Source organism: Anaerobacillus sp. QJM3NY_32 (genome assembly GCF_056173645.1).
This window is the reverse complement of record NZ_CM149684.1, coordinates 1,330,533-1,344,775: the sequence shown is the minus strand read 5'-3', so window position 1 is coordinate 1,344,775 and position 14,243 is coordinate 1,330,533. Positions and strand designations below refer to the sequence as shown.

General features: G+C 40.8%; 15 protein-coding genes. 3 read left to right on the top strand and 12 right to left on the bottom strand.

Annotation, left to right across the window (positions count from 1 at the left end):
- Window positions 1-12 precede the first annotated feature (12 nt).
- From AC0VYH_RS07255 to AC0VYH_RS07215, 9 genes are all read right to left on the bottom strand, one after another.
- A complete protein-coding gene (locus AC0VYH_RS07255) occupies window positions 13-954 on the bottom strand; it encodes an ornithine cyclodeaminase family protein (RefSeq protein ID WP_475368754.1) in 942 nt (313 codons plus the stop codon).
- Between the two features lie 141 nt (window positions 955-1,095).
- Window positions 1,096-2,604, bottom strand: a complete 1,509-nt coding sequence (locus tag AC0VYH_RS07250) for a M1 family metallopeptidase (RefSeq protein ID WP_475368753.1) — start codon at window positions 2,602-2,604, stop codon at window positions 1,096-1,098.
- Window positions 2,605-2,813: 209 nt separating this feature from the next.
- Window positions 2,814-3,476 (bottom strand): DUF2642 domain-containing protein, encoded by a 663-nt coding sequence (locus AC0VYH_RS07245; RefSeq protein ID WP_475367021.1) that lies wholly within the window; start codon window positions 3,474-3,476, stop codon window positions 2,814-2,816.
- Between the two features lie 25 nt (window positions 3,477-3,501).
- Entirely contained in the window at window positions 3,502-4,857 is a 1,356-nt protein-coding gene (locus AC0VYH_RS07240; RefSeq protein ID WP_475367020.1) for an arsenic transporter, read from the bottom strand.
- Window positions 4,858-5,106: 249 nt separating this feature from the next.
- Window positions 5,107-5,574, bottom strand: a complete 468-nt coding sequence (locus AC0VYH_RS07235; protein ID WP_475367019.1) for a DUF2691 family protein — start codon at window positions 5,572-5,574, stop codon at window positions 5,107-5,109.
- A 95-nt stretch (window positions 5,575-5,669) separates the two neighbouring features.
- Window positions 5,670-6,587 (bottom strand): aldo/keto reductase, encoded by a 918-nt coding sequence (locus AC0VYH_RS07230; protein ID WP_475368752.1) that lies wholly within the window; start codon window positions 6,585-6,587, stop codon window positions 5,670-5,672.
- A gap of 215 nt (window positions 6,588-6,802) precedes the next feature.
- Window positions 6,803-8,299 (bottom strand): PH domain-containing protein, encoded by a 1,497-nt coding sequence (locus AC0VYH_RS07225; protein ID WP_475373575.1) that lies wholly within the window; start codon window positions 8,297-8,299, stop codon window positions 6,803-6,805.
- Window positions 8,296-8,793, bottom strand: coding sequence for a PH domain-containing protein (locus AC0VYH_RS07220; protein WP_475373574.1), 498 nt, complete (start codon window positions 8,791-8,793; stop codon window positions 8,296-8,298). Before AC0VYH_RS07220 ends, AC0VYH_RS07225 begins: the two co-directional genes overlap by 4 nt.
- Before the next feature lie 12 nt (window positions 8,794-8,805).
- On the bottom strand, window positions 8,806-9,996 hold the full coding sequence (locus AC0VYH_RS07215) for a DUF418 domain-containing protein (RefSeq protein ID WP_475373573.1): 1,191 nt from the start codon (window positions 9,994-9,996) through the stop codon (window positions 8,806-8,808).
- A gap of 211 nt (window positions 9,997-10,207) precedes the next feature.
- Here AC0VYH_RS07215 and AC0VYH_RS07210 point away from each other — a divergent pair, with 211 nt between their 5' ends.
- The 3 genes from AC0VYH_RS07210 (at window position 10,208) to AC0VYH_RS07200 (ending at window position 11,695) form a co-directional block, all read left to right on the top strand.
- Complete coding sequence (locus AC0VYH_RS07210; protein WP_475373572.1) at window positions 10,208-10,780, top strand: hypothetical protein; 573 nt, start codon at window positions 10,208-10,210, stop codon at window positions 10,778-10,780.
- 21 nt (window positions 10,781-10,801) lie between these two features.
- Window positions 10,802-11,008, top strand: coding sequence for a helix-turn-helix domain-containing protein (locus AC0VYH_RS07205; protein ID WP_194220932.1), 207 nt, complete (start codon window positions 10,802-10,804; stop codon window positions 11,006-11,008).
- 381 nt (window positions 11,009-11,389) lie between these two features.
- A complete protein-coding gene (locus AC0VYH_RS07200) occupies window positions 11,390-11,695 on the top strand; it encodes a DUF3243 domain-containing protein (RefSeq protein WP_226612230.1) in 306 nt (101 codons plus the stop codon).
- A 52-nt stretch (window positions 11,696-11,747) separates the two neighbouring features.
- Here the strand turns inward: AC0VYH_RS07200 and AC0VYH_RS07195 are convergent, their stop codons facing one another.
- The 3 genes from AC0VYH_RS07195 to AC0VYH_RS07185 form a co-directional block, all read right to left on the bottom strand.
- A complete protein-coding gene (locus AC0VYH_RS07195; protein ID WP_475373571.1) occupies window positions 11,748-12,551 on the bottom strand; it encodes a uroporphyrinogen-III synthase in 804 nt (267 codons plus the stop codon).
- 70 nt (window positions 12,552-12,621) lie between these two features.
- The gene (locus AC0VYH_RS07190; RefSeq protein WP_475367012.1) at window positions 12,622-12,939 is read right to left on the bottom strand and encodes a Rieske 2Fe-2S domain-containing protein; all 318 of its coding nucleotides are present in this window, start codon (window positions 12,937-12,939) and stop codon (window positions 12,622-12,624) included.
- A 41-nt stretch (window positions 12,940-12,980) separates the two neighbouring features.
- Complete coding sequence (locus AC0VYH_RS07185; RefSeq protein ID WP_475373570.1) at window positions 12,981-14,234, bottom strand: NAD(P)/FAD-dependent oxidoreductase; 1,254 nt, start codon at window positions 14,232-14,234, stop codon at window positions 12,981-12,983.
- Window positions 14,235-14,243 lie beyond the last annotated feature (9 nt).

Genomic DNA, 14,243 nt, shown 5'->3' with positions numbered 1-14,243 from the left:
TCGCTCTCATCTTCACTTTGCATTCATCTTTTCATAAAGCGCCTTCGTCACGATCAAATCAAAAATCGCGATGCCCACTGTTTTAAAGAGTAATCCTTTTTCATTCAGATTGTCTGGTCGATGATTCTGTTGAATGATCTCTTCTAACGCCAGAGAAACAGACTCCTGCCTGCCGAGTTCCCGCGCACGGATTAAATCGCCGGATTCATGAAAGCCTCTTCGCGTATCAACATACAGAGCGTCAGCAGACCTGAGAAATGAATCCGGAAGCTCCTGCATCGCTGGTTTAAAGGATCCAACTGCCACTACCAATTTACCATTCCACTCTGAAGCTTCAAGATCAGGTAGCACAGGCTTCGTTGATGTTGTCGTTGTGACGACAATGTCTGACTGTTTGACTAACGTTTCAATCTGAACCTCTTCTACCATTAAGTGAGGATACGCTTCTTTAGCTTTTTCTATAAACGACGCTACTTTTTCTTTGCTTCGATTTGCCACGTACACCTTCTCAATCGGTCGAACCGCCACGGCCGCTTGAAGATGACTCCATCCTTGCGTACCGAGGCCAATGATGCCCAGTGATGTCGCGTCTGGTCTTGATAAGTATTTCATTCCAAGCCCACCTAATGCTCCTGTGCGAAGAGCTGTGATTTTCATAAAATCACAATACATCAATGGCGCAAGGGTCTTGCGATCATTTAAGATCATCATTCCGTGAATGGTTTCTTTCCCATGCTTCCAATTGTCAGGAGCAACGCCCGCTAGTTTTGTAGCCTGGTAGTCCCCGTAGAATGAGGGCATAAGTAGAAACGTATTGTCGCCATCTTCTACATGCATTCGCTCTGGTGTCTTCTCCTTTTGATCTTCTTCTGTTAAGTAATACGTTTCAATTGATTCGATTACTTCTTGCATAGATAGGTTTTGTTCGATTTCTTGCCCTGAAATGATGTTCATTTGCTCCTCCTTTATTGATGAAACTAAGCTCACAATCAGCAACAATAGTTTTTAAGCGTACAGATTCATTCTAGTACAAAGCTTGAGTCAGCTAAAAGCAAAAACCCTCCCATGTTGATGGGAGGGTTTTCCTTATCTACTTTATTCCTGATCGGATAAATACACCCGATGATCTCGGAAGAACGGCATCAAATCCCGATCCGTTGATTTTTCCATTGAAGAAATAAAGTCTCTAGTAGTCGAAATGCCGAATTTCTGTTGCTTAAAATAACGCTGCATTGCGTCATAGAAAGTCTCATCTCCTAGCTCCTGACGAAGGTCGTTGATCGTACTTGATCCATAGTTATAGATCATATAATAATAAGCGCTGATCCCTCCTTCATCAGCACGGGCAGTGAAGTCTGCGATCTGACTGGATAGGTGATAATCTTGATCCGGATGAGGAGCGACATCTAGCTCATCTAGATCGCCATCATAAAGTGCCGCCGCAAAGCTTGCGAATGATTCGTCTAGCCACGGCTCATCATATTCGTTGTTTCCGATAATTCCGTAGAACCACTGATGTCCAATTTCATGAGCATTCACTGACTTCGCCCAATCAAGCGGCCGATCTCCTGCAAGACTAATCATCACGAGCTGAGGGTACTCCATGCCACCAAACCAGCCTTCCATCGTCACGATATCAAGCTCTGGCCACGGATATTTACCGAATTTCTCACTGAATAGTGCGAGGCTATCAACACCAGACTCGAGTAGGGACGCAGCATACTTCGCGTGTTCACTAGAATAATAGACATTCACTTTTATGCCATTTACTTTCGAAGAAATGACACGATAATTCGGATTCATTTCCATCGCAAAGTCGCGAACATCCTTTGCCTTATAGCGATGCGTCGCCTGATCTCCTTTAATAACAGGCTTTCCAACTTCTTCTCCTGTTGCCGCGATAACTTGTTCCTTATCAGTCGTTACGGTGACATCATACTTTCCAGAGAGAGAATAGAACGCTTCACCGTACGGATAATACGGATCGACATTCCAGCCTTCATCATCGTAAACGCTTAAGATCGGGAACCAGTTCCCCATTGAAACGGTATCGCCATACCAGCCAAAGCGATCCTGCTGTTCTGGTAAACTCACTTGGAAGTTCATCGTAACGGTTGATTTTTTATTTTTTGGTAGCGAAAGGTCTTGAATATGTAGTGCCGTTTCGTTTACCTCAAACGTTGCTTTCTTACCGTTTACTTTGATTTTGGAAACATCCATACTTCCGCCATTCTCTTCAAATGTTTCCGCATTTCCCCATAGGTTGAAGTATAACTCACTTAAATTGTTTTTGATGTTGTTTTTGAACGTTACTTCAAGCGTTCCTTTTACTTTGTGCGTCCTGGCATTATAATCCACATCCATCACATACGAAGGCTTTGTTGGGCCAAGTACGCCTTCTTGCTTCGATGGTTTTTGAAGCTGAAACGGCTGCTTCGGTAATTGAACGCTAGGCGAATCAGTAGGAACGTAAGCCCCCTTCCCATCAAGCATTAATTCCTTCGTATCAGGCTCAGCTGCACTTGCCGGTAGCGCAAGCCCCATTAATAAACTACCTGCAGCAACCCCCTGCAGAAGCTGCTTCATCAATCGCTTTCCCTTCACACAAATCCCTCCTTAGTCATTTCACTTAAGGATTTCTGGATTTATAGAGTGGTTACCTTGAAACGAACGACTCATTTATGGAAAAATTATCTAGTTATTTCGTAGGTAATAAAGGGGAATTCCTATTCATTCCCCTCATACTAGACCATCCATCATAGGAAGTTTGTCTTCTAAACGAACAAAAGGGGCCAGGTACGAACCTGACCCCCTTAAGGCAATTGCACAGATTTAATATGGTTTAATCTTAAATAAACAGTCTCTCCACTGGCATTAGCCAACTCAACGAAATTATTTTCTACTTTTGTTAATAAGCCAATTTTATTCGGGTCACTCCCACCATCAAACACAACGAGCTTCCCTTCTTCTTTCTTTAGCTGTTCTTCAAACGATCGAAGCAATGGGATTTTGGATGGATTAACAGGTAGTTTTTCGTTTGAAAGAGTATAGGGTGTATTGTTTTGACTGTATGGGGTTATCCACTTTATATGACTTAATGGAAGATACATTGTTTTATAAACTGGGGAATAAAATGAGATGTAATTACTCAAGACGTTCGTAATATATCCATGGAAAGATAAGTTTCCTGTCGCATAAATTTCAGTAAAAATCCCTTTCGCATTCATGAGTATTTTCCGATACGAAATCGAATCGATGTCATCAGATAGCGAAGATGTACTTGGACTTTCGATCACATCTGATTTCGTATAGCGATATATTTTGTGAACATGCAGCAGCGGTAAGTAGAGATAATTTTCCCCGTTGAAAAGGACGAGAATGTCTGGTCCAATATCGGTTAGAATGCCGATAAACGTTGTGCCTCCAGAAATTTTCACTTCCACATGTTTTCCTAATAAATTAACTAGTCGATCCATTCAAACAGGCTCCTCTCCAAGATTCTTACCCAAATATCAGCTGCACCCAATAGAATAGTAGAAACAGTGTAAAAACAGTCGTTAGAGGGATGACGATAAAAGATACGCTCATGTAATCTTTCCACGTCACTTTGATATGATACTGTCTCAAAATATGCATCCAAATCAAGGATGCAAGCGTTCCGATTGGCAATAGCAATGACCCCATGTCGCTTCCGATAATATTGGCTAGGTAAATTGTTTTTAATGTGATCGGGTCTAACCCCATTTCCGTTAACGCAATTGTTCCAACCATAAGAGCCGGGTGGTTATTAAAAAGGTTGGAAAGAACGGAGACCAACCCTCCCATAATGAAACTCGCTGCTAACAATCCTTGATTAACGATCGGATTTAACATGTCCACAAGTAGCGCGGTAAACCCTGCATTATGAAGTCCGTAGATAATCACGTACATGGAGAAAGCAAAGATTAAGATGTGCCACGGGGTCTTTTTAATAATGTCAATCGGATTTGTGCCGAGTGCATACCACCTCCACACTAGTAATACGACTGATCCAAGAACCGCGACGAACGCAATTGGGATCGCGAAGTAAGAAGCAACAAAGAGAAGGCAGCGCATAATGAAAACAAATAGGAGAAGCTTGATCATAAACTGCGTGCGTTTCTTTTTCGTTTCTACGGAAATCTTCCCTTTTAACGGATGAAAATGCTTCGAAAAGAACATCTCTTCAATGTCATAAGCCGCGCCCGGAAGTTCTTTAGGAAGCTTCTTTTTCAGGACGAAAAACATAAATGATGACATAAAGATCAATCCTAATGTTGCAGGCACAAACATCATGGCCGTATGCATATAAAGCGTCATATGGACAATTTCTAAAGCGATCAAATTAACAATGTTACTCACACCGATCGGAGCACTGGAAGCTGTCGCGATGAGTGCACCACTTAACAAATAAGGAATCATTTGATGTGGCTTTAAACGAAGGTTTTTCAGTAGCAATATTAAGATTGGAGTTGTAATTAAGATGCTCCCATCGTTATTGAAAAGAAGGGTCATTAAGAAACAGAGTAACTGAATGTACCAATATAAACGATAGCCCGATCCCTTCGATAGTACAGCTAGTCTTGCAGCTGCCCAGTGAAAGAAACCAAAGCTTTCTAATATAACAGCCATGACAATCGTCGCCATAATCGTAATGGATGCGCCACTTATTTTACTAAGGATATCTGCTATATCTCCCTGGGACACAGTTCCAGTTACTAAGATGATGAGGGCTCCGATCGAGGCTGGCCACGCTTCATTTATCCCACCCGGTCTCCAAAATATGACCATCATTGTTACGACGAACACAAATATGGGTATTCCTATGCCTAATGACATATCTAGCCGCCTTTCTTAATCTAGTAAAAAGCTTTTGCATGTCCCACCTTGTATAGTTATATTCATTTCGCGTCAAAAGGGATAGGTTTTTGAAGCTAAAACCCTAAAATGTACCTTTGGCTCTCCATGGCAAATGTCCGGTCGAGATACTCGTCCATAAATAAAACTCCATATAAAAAACAAGCCAGAACGCCTTTTACTAAAGGAATTCTAGCTTGTTTATCGTTATTTTGTACTACGCTTTCGTTCTTACCATACAGAAAGTCCTGTTCTCTCATCATTTTCATCAGTTATATAGGCTACGTCCAGGTATCCCTTTCTTTTAGCATGATAGAATAACGTTTCACTTAGTACGTTATCTTTACAATATACGGTAACAAAAGTGCCATCAACGATAAGTAGAACAAGCTCGCAATCGCTTTCCTTAAAATCGTTATACGTCTCTAATTCCTTAGGTACCGAACCTTTCGGAAAAGCTTTTAGAGCAGCAAAAATCACATAGGACATCTGTTCTTCTATTTTCTTTTGAAGAAGCTGACCTTCCAAATGCAAGATTCTATGATTAAACAGCGGCTCACCTAACTCATCATCAACTACATAGTAAGCCTCTTCATTCTCGATCAGCCAATTAAAAGCTGACACATCGATTGGGGCCAATATATCCCTCAGAGTGTAACCCCGTTTATTTGGCACCTCAAAAGTAATTCCCCTGATCATTAACTCTCCTCTTTCTGTTAAGTAACATAGAAAATCTAAAAAAGCGCAATTCCTTTTCATCAGAATTACGCTCTAAAACTAACAATCATTTTATCTTACGGAAGCTTATTTCCAGCTGCACGATAAAGCTCATACCACTCTTCTCTCGTAAGCTCCATATCAGAAGCTCTTGAAATATCTTTTAATCGTTCTGTATTCATCGTGCCTACAACAGGCTGAATGTTAGCAGGGTGACGTAAAATCCATGCGATCGCAATCGTTGAATCAGTCACATTGTATTTCTCAGCAAGTTCCTGAAGCTTTGCATTTACTTCTGGAAATGCGTCGTTTCCGACAAATGGCCCTTCAATCATGCCGTGCTGGAATGGAGACCACGCTTGAATCGTAACATCGTTCAAACGACAGTACTCGAGAATGTTGCTGTCGCGAACGACCGCTGGATCATTCTGCATGTTCACATTAAATCCAGCATCAATCATTGGCGTATGTACGATACTCAATTGAAGCTGATTGATGATTAAGTCATCCTTCAAATACTTTTTCAGCAGTTCCATTTGCATCGGATTTTGATTACTTACGCCGAAGTGACGCACCTTTCCGCTTTCTTTCAAACGAGAGAAGGCCTCAGCTACTTCCTCAGGCTCAAATAGGGCATCCGGGCGATGAAGAAGCAACGTATCAACGTAGTCAGACTTTAGTCGACTTAGGCTTCCATCAACCGATTCAAGAATATGATCTTTCGAAAAATCAAAAAAGCCTTTACGAATACCGCACTTCGTTTGGATCTTCATTCTCTCACGAAGATCATCGTTTGCAGAGATCGCATTTGCGAATACTTCCTCCGATTTCCCGCCACCGTAAATGTCAGCATGATCAAACAGATCCACTCCATGATCCATCGCATTCTCAATCACGTAAGCTGCATCCTTCTCACTAAGTTCGTTCATGCGCATACAACCTAGTGAAATCTCGCCAACTTCTAAATCACTCGTACCTAGTTTAATCTTTTTCAAAGCAATCACCTCGTTTAATTGATACTGCTATCCTATCATTCAGGTAAAGGAAAAGGTAATATTTAGACTTTTTGTTATAGCGCTTTCAATGTTATAAATATATTTTGTACCCATGTACCCATTTTTCTCCCACTTTGAAGAAGTAGTAATTTGAATCAACGTTTACCTCAATAGGAACTAGATAACTACTGAAATCCACCCATTGTTTCTCCCCTCTATTTGTTAACCAAATCTATTTCATCTCTTCTAGCTAGATACCATTTATAAAAAGAACCGGCTATTTCAAGCGGCACATCATCAATTCCCGAATGATGAACAGGCTTTGATCGGTTAATCATCCCAACTGATGCAAGTCCAGCTATTTTCTGAATAAAGCCTCGTGTTACATTAACTTCAATCACTTTACTTCTTTTTGATACAAATAAAGAAGTGGACAACCCTCCCGTTTTGAATTGAGCGAATGAAGCGTTTAAAGTATATTTCGTATTGCGATAATCGAAGTACCTCACAAGACCGACGATCACAAGAAGCAATACTGAGAAAATCCACCAGGGGACATTCAGAACATCCGGCTTAAAGTACCACAATAATCCCGTTCCAATCATCCACAGAAAACTTGGTCGCAGTTCGCGAATCCAGAGGGCAGATCGTGGCAATCGATCCATCTTTTCTGTCACCTGATACGTTGGCAATAGTTCTTCGATCATCTCATAAGCTCGTTGAACAGGTAGAAATGGGTAGAGTGAGTTGCTTTCAAGCTTTTCCTCTTCCGCTCGTGACTCACCAACACTCGTTAACTTCACCTCCGCAAGGCCCAACAAACGTTTAAGAAATGTTTGATTAATTTCGATCGCCTGAACGCGATGTTTTGATATCGAAAATTTCGTAGTGTCAAGAACCCCTTTTTGAATGTAGATCCGCTCGTTATCTGATAAAATTTCAAAACCACCGTACTTCAGAAACGTACGAGTTAGACCAAAACCAATGGATATGATCACAGCAGCGAAGGCGATGGTGCCGATCACCCAACCTGACTGAAGAAGAAAGCCAATCAAACCTTCCGCATCCTTTTCCACACCGAAAATATCGTCAAGTTTAGTATAAAACCCTCCAACAACAGGTATAAGGAAAAGAAAACTTAAAGATGTAAACGAAGCTTTAACCAAATCTTTTTTTTGAGCCCGAAAATGAACAATCCGATCTGGTTGCTGTTTGTCTTCCTTTCCTTCCGATACTGTTTCAATCATTGGCCCTGCTTCAGAGTCTTCTACTGATTGGAGTGAAACATACCGTTTCAACTCCTCAGCATGGTTTCGTGAAACAACATCAAATTCTACCGCTGCCTCATCTCCCCTCATACCCGTTTCAAAGGTCAAGGAGGTGGTCCCAGTTAAGCGATGAAAGAAAGACGTGTGCTCGTTTATGTTTTCAATTTTCGAGAACGGAATCGTTCGTTTTGATTTCGTAAAGATCCCCTCATGAAGATGGAATGCGTCATCAAGACGATATTTTTTCGATAACCATTTCAGTGCAATCCGAATGAGCGATAATCCAAGTAGAATAAGGACTGCGGGGCGTCCGTATTCAAAGAAAAAGGAATCTGAACCACCTTTGATCAGAAAGAAATAGACTAGAAAGAAAATAGCGCTCTTTCCAAGTTTCCACGTATCAAATAAGAGTAGCCATGGGGAATACCTTTGCAAAGATCTCATTCCCCCTCCTCCTTCACCTTCGCGTATCGGGCAATTTCATTCCGCAATTGAAAGGCTTCTTCTTTAGGTAACGCTGGAATCATATGTGATGAACCCATCGTCTCAATCGATAGCGCATATAACTGATATCTCCTTAATAGGGGACCTTGACTAGTGGCAACCGCTTGAATTTTGCTCATTGGCACAAGCTGATGCTCTTCATTGATTGCCCCATGTCTAAGCTTCAAGTACTCTTCATCTATTTCATATCGCCAGTACTTATATTTCAACTTAGGATGAATAAAAACATCCCACATCGTCATGACTATCGTAATAATCAACGCTATCATTAATAGCCACCTTACCCATCCCCACCAGGTGAACCGATTATCAAGATAAAAAAGAAGACCCAAGACAAGAAAACCAATACTGTTTCCAATGATTGCATTTATCGTCCATACACGCACAGCCTCCTTTGCTAACTGGCGGTTTGGATTGCTAATTTCTGTCGACATACTGCCACTCCTCTAACTTACTTTGATTTCATCATTCATCGGACGCTTTTGATTCCTTCGAAAAGGATTTTCCAAATAAACTAACAAACGCATCACTTTCTCAAGCGGCCCCTGTTTAAAATGTTTCAAGTAGAACGTACTTCCTATTACTTGGAAGATAAATAGAATGATTCCGAATAAAATTGAAACCACCACGCCCGTCTTTCCAAATAAACCAATCCCATAGCCATAAAAAATCGTTGTGCAAATTATCGTTTGTAAGATGTAATTGGACAGAGATAGCTTCCCAAGACTTTCAAATCCTCTCATCCATTGACTTCCTTGAGTACGGCAGTATATGTACCCAAATAAACCGATGTATCCAATTGCAAGCACACTTCCCCCGATTAAACTCATATCCGGTACCCCACTAATCTCCCTCGATAAATACAATGAGGCTTTTAAGAGAAGACCAAGCGGAATAAAAAGAACTGACACGTACCAAAACCGTTTTAACTTACTTGGAGCGAGCCAACGAGCATGTGCTGCATACATCCCCAAAAGCATCATAGGAAGAAGGAGAATAGGAACGAAGAGCATCATAGCAATCTCTTCCCCCACACTTAACTCCATTGGATCAACATTGTGCCGATGATTCTTGATCTCTTGATAGTTCCCACTGCTATAAATGTTCACCATATCGTTCATGTAAACAGTCATCTCCGCTTCACTCATTAGAGGCACTTCTTCCCCGCCTCCTAAATAACTAACAAACGTTACGATTGAGAACAGGATCACACACCAGACAAGAATCGTTTTCCGCTTTCGATTAACAAAGAAAAGAAGCAGCATGCCCATCATCCCATAAAGGAAAAGAATATCGCCTTCCCATAGAAAAGTACTATGTAGCACACCCAAACCAATTAAAACCAAAAACCTCCGAAATAAATGCCATTTTACTCGTCGCTCTCTTTGCCTCAAACGATCTCTCATCAATATCAAAGAATACCCAAATAGAAATGTAAAGATCGGCATAAATGAATTTTCTATAAGGACTTTAATGGCAAAATAGCCACCATAATCTACTGGTGACAGGTTAAAAAACGAGATCTCCTCTTTTCCAAATATCCCATATTGAAAGATTAATAGATTTGCTAACAATATCCCGAAAAGACTCCATCCTCTTAATGCATCCACAAGTCCATTTCTTTTTACATTTGTCACATTGTTTACCTCCTAAATTAGAAACTCACATACTTCCACTTCCATGTTTTAAATGATATTCCTTATATTTCCTAAATCAAAAATAACAGTTAAACTTTCTAGTTTCAATATATTTTTATTGTTTATCAATAAAAAAGTATCGATAAAGGGATGTTTTTATAGTAAGATCTTAGATAAGCCACACTGAAATAATCTATAAAGGAGTTTTACGATGAAATGGAAATATGGTTTTAAGCTATTGTCTAGGATTTGTTTGATTTTGTTTTACCTAATTGCTTTTTTAACTATTTTTACCACAATGGAACATATAACGAGAATTTGGTTTTCTGGAAGTAGTTTTGAAAAATCATTCGGTGTATATGAACCTATATTTACTTACTTTGATCTCTCCTTTAATAAGCAACCAGAGCTGTTCAATAATAGTTCTTTCTTAATTTTATCGTTTGTTTCAACAACTGCTTTTTGTAGCTTATTGTTGCTATTTTTATGGTTTCTTCAAAAACTATTAATGAATATTTACAAAGAAAATCTCTTTCTATACGAAAATGTCTCTCTTATATCAAAATTAGGATATACAATCTTATTCTTGGGGACCTTATCAACTTATACTGAAGAACGATTAGCTTTAAAAGTTCTCGATCTACTGAAAATCACCAACGCTCAAATTAGTCTTTCTACTGGTGCCTATCTCGACACCATCATAGGCGGCGTCGTTCTTCTTCTCATCGCTTCTGCTCTTAAATTTGCGGTTAGCGCTGTGGAAGAAAATAAACAAACAATCTAACAATAAAGCAGGCGATTTACGATGATTCGAATAAAACTAGATGTCATGATGGCAGAGCGGAAAATGTCGCTGAACCGATTGTCTGAACTTGTTGGGATTACACCAGCGAATTTGTCGGTTCTAAAAAATGAAAAGGGAAAAGCCATTCGGTTTACGACTTTAGATGCGCTATGTCAGGCTCTGGATTGCCAACCTGGAGATTTACTGGAATATATAGACGATGAATGATGAATGAAGAGTGAATACCACTCTTCTTTTTTCTTAGCTTTGTTCGCTTATGCTGTGGATTCTCGATTTTTGGCTCATTCGAGTGAAGTCTTTATCTCACTCGCCTTTCAGCTCTGCTGAAAGGTCGCTCTGTGATGACCAATCGCCTGAGCAAATGAATTTGCTCGAAGTGATTGGTCATCACAGAGCGTAAATGAGCCAAAAATCAACAACGTTCATTTACATAGCCTTTTTCTTTCAACCTTCAGCTTGACAGTTCTCTGGATATGCACTAAAAACATGTCAGCACATCCAATGTGCTCACAAGCCATTTAATGAGTTTATTACCTCTCAATTCCGGTTACATACCCTATGTACTTAACAAAAAGGAGATGAATGAAAATGGCAGAGAAAGATCCAAAACAAGCAGTAGCTAACATGAGCGAGGATAAGAAAGAAGACATCATGCAGAACTTCCAATCGTTTAAAGACTATCTTGGAGATCAAGTAAACAAAGGTGAGAAGCTCGGTCTTGGTGAAGAAGGACTATCAAAAGGTGCTAAGCGCGTTGGAGATTATCTTGCCAAGCATGAAGATCCGCGTAACCGTGAACAAAAAGTACTCAACGAGCTTTGGAACGTAGCAAACGAAGAAGAACGTAAGCATATGGCACATGTTCTCGTAAAACTAGCAGATCAAACGAACTAAATGATTAAATTGCAAAACGCCGCCACCCTTATTGAAAGGATGGCGGCGTTTTTTATGATGATGCTAGATTTCTATAATACTTAGCCATTTCCATCACCATCGCGCCCATACGTGGTGTAGTTGGTGTGAGAACATGCTCGATTCCTTGAGCTTTTAGATGCTCTTCTGTTACTTCTCCGACAGCTACAGGAAGAATCGTTTCTGTTAAAGAAGTTAGGATCCTTTCTCTTTTCTTAACCCTATCAACATATTCAAAAAAGTACCGTACCTGGATGGCGCTTGTGAACGCCACCGCATCAAGCTGTCCATTTTCTATCTCCTCAATTAACTGCTGAAGAACCGCTTGCTCTGGAGGCGTATGCTCGTATGGATAAATTGTCGTAACTACATTGTTCGCAGCTTCAAGCGACTCAATAAACCCTGGCACATTTTCACCATGCATTTGGAGAACAACCGATTGATTCTCAATCGTTAAGGCATTCTCCAATTGATTCATCGTTCCACGATCCGCCACCGTTTGTGGCGTAATGCCCTTTTGTTTAAAATGCTGGAGCGTTTTCGTACCGCGAACGGCGATTGGAATCGAGCGAAGCAAGTGATTGTATTCTTTTTCTAGCCCAGCTAATTCCGCAAGCTCAGCCATTCTTTTTTCTCCCATACCAGTCGTATAAATCAACATATCTGGGGGGTTTTCAATTATTTCTCGTAAAGATTGAACGACATGATCTTCATTCGTAAAAACAGTCCCCTGTGCAGGTCGAATGAGCGCTTTTCCACCTTGTTTTTCGATAAGTGCGCGCATTTCTTCCCCTTTTCGTCCGCCGGTAACCGCTATGGTTTTGTTCAATAAGTCCACGACTGTACCATCTCCTTCACTTATACGTAAATAGAGCGTACAGCACCTCAATGAGATGATCAACTACAAATCACTCAAGCGTTACGTAGATCAAGCCATCTTCTATTTCAATCGGAAATGTCTCTACCTCGCCATTATGAGGTGAAAGTAGTTTACCTGTCCTAACATCAATTCGGCAGTCATGGTTTGTACAAATTATAGAATGATCGCAAACCTTCCCACTCACAACCGTTCCACCATATGGACAACGATTGTGAATAGCATGGAACGTGCCATCCGACAAGCAAATAACGGCGATCGAAAGCTGGAGTAAATCAATCGCTCGACTAGAATTAGGGGTAAAATCACGCGTTCTTCCCACGTGGATCTTTACGGCATGAACCGGCATCAGAAACATCCTCCCAATCAATGTTTTTTACACATGCATCATTAGCTTTGCGCCGTTTTAGATGATCTCCCATCTTTAGGGACAAGGGCTAACGTATTGCGCGTTATTTTTGGTTCTGGAAATAGCTGATTGGTTGGAATTTCAGAAACGGGAGCATGGCTATTCACAAGCTTTGCTATTAAAGCTGCCTCTGAAGTATCACCATAAAGAATCGCTCCAATCACTCGTCCATGTAAGGTCACAATTTTTTTGTAAATGTGTCGAATCGGGTCAATCCATTGAAAAGTTCTTGTCTCCTCTGTTTCAAGAACATGCCCTGTTGAGAACACTTTTACGCTTTCAATGTTTAAGGTTGTAGACATGATTGAGCCTGTGTACGGCTCTGGATATCCTGCGAGCGTTCTTGCAAGATATTCAGCTTGCTCAATAATCGGTTCAGTGAGACCGTATGTCATATCACGATGTTCTGCACACTCTCCAATAGCATAAATCGATGGATCACTCGTTTGAAGATAATCATCCACAAGAATACCACGGTGAACATCTAGCCCACTTTTCTTAGCAAGTTCAATATTTGATTTTACTCCAACAGACATGAGGACAAGATCCGCTGGCAGACTCGTTCCATCGGAGAATTGAATTCCTTCTACATGCGACGTTCCAATGAACTCCTTCGCTCGCTTACTTAATGAAAATTGGATACCCATTCGTTCTAAATCTTCCTGAAGCATTTCAGACGCAAGCCGGTCTAGCTGTCTGTTCATCACATTCGGCTGATGATGCACTACGGTTGTTTTTATTCCCCGTTGAACGAGTCCCATCGCCGTTTCTAAACCAAGGATACCCGCTCCAATGACCGCTGCTTTTTGGTAATGATTTGGAGCGTTCATTAATGTCATACAGTCTTCAATCGTTCGAAAGGTCATCACGCCCTCCTTCCCTGCTCCTTTAACGGGAAGGAGATGCGGATGACTACCTGTTGCAAATACGAGAAGATCATAAGTCATTTTTCGACCTCGATCGGTTTTCACATGCCGTACGAGGGGATCAACTGTCACAACGGTTTCATTCTTAAACAAACGTACCCCACGCTTTAGATACCAACCATCATCCTCCAATTTGACGTCTTCAAAGGGTATTTCCTTCTGTAGAACGCGCGATAAAAGATATCGCTTATAAGCAGGCTCCTTTCCAATGACGGTTACTTCAAAACTTGACGGTTTTCTCGATAGCAAGCGTTCAAGAAATTGAATTCCAGCAAGGCCGTTTCCGATTACGACAAGTCGTTTCTTCACACTATCCCC

Bases quoted from the DNA above. Each gene is read 5' to 3' on its own strand.
- AC0VYH_RS07255 (WP_475368754.1), bottom strand. From the start codon at position 954: ATGAACATCATTTCAGGGCAAGAAATCGAACAAAACCTATCTATGCAA.
- AC0VYH_RS07245 (WP_475367021.1), bottom strand. From the start codon at position 3,476: ATGGATCGACTAGTTAATTTATTAGGAAAACATGTGGAAGTGAAAATT.
- AC0VYH_RS07240 (WP_475367020.1), bottom strand. From the start codon at position 4,857: ATGTCATTAGGCATAGGAATACCCATATTTGTGTTCGTCGTAACAATG.
- AC0VYH_RS07235 (WP_475367019.1), bottom strand. From the start codon at position 5,574: ATGATCAGGGGAATTACTTTTGAGGTGCCAAATAAACGGGGTTACACT.
- AC0VYH_RS07225 (WP_475373575.1), bottom strand. From the start codon at position 8,299: ATGAGATCTTTGCAAAGGTATTCCCCATGGCTACTCTTATTTGATACG.
- AC0VYH_RS07220 (WP_475373574.1), bottom strand. From the start codon at position 8,793: ATGTCGACAGAAATTAGCAATCCAAACCGCCAGTTAGCAAAGGAGGCT.
- AC0VYH_RS07210 (WP_475373572.1), top strand. From the start codon at position 10,208: ATGAAATGGAAATATGGTTTTAAGCTATTGTCTAGGATTTGTTTGATT.
- AC0VYH_RS07205 (WP_194220932.1), top strand. From the start codon at position 10,802: ATGATTCGAATAAAACTAGATGTCATGATGGCAGAGCGGAAAATGTCG.
- AC0VYH_RS07200 (WP_226612230.1), top strand. From the start codon at position 11,390: ATGGCAGAGAAAGATCCAAAACAAGCAGTAGCTAACATGAGCGAGGAT.
- AC0VYH_RS07190 (WP_475367012.1), bottom strand. From the start codon at position 12,939: ATGCCGGTTCATGCCGTAAAGATCCACGTGGGAAGAACGCGTGATTTT.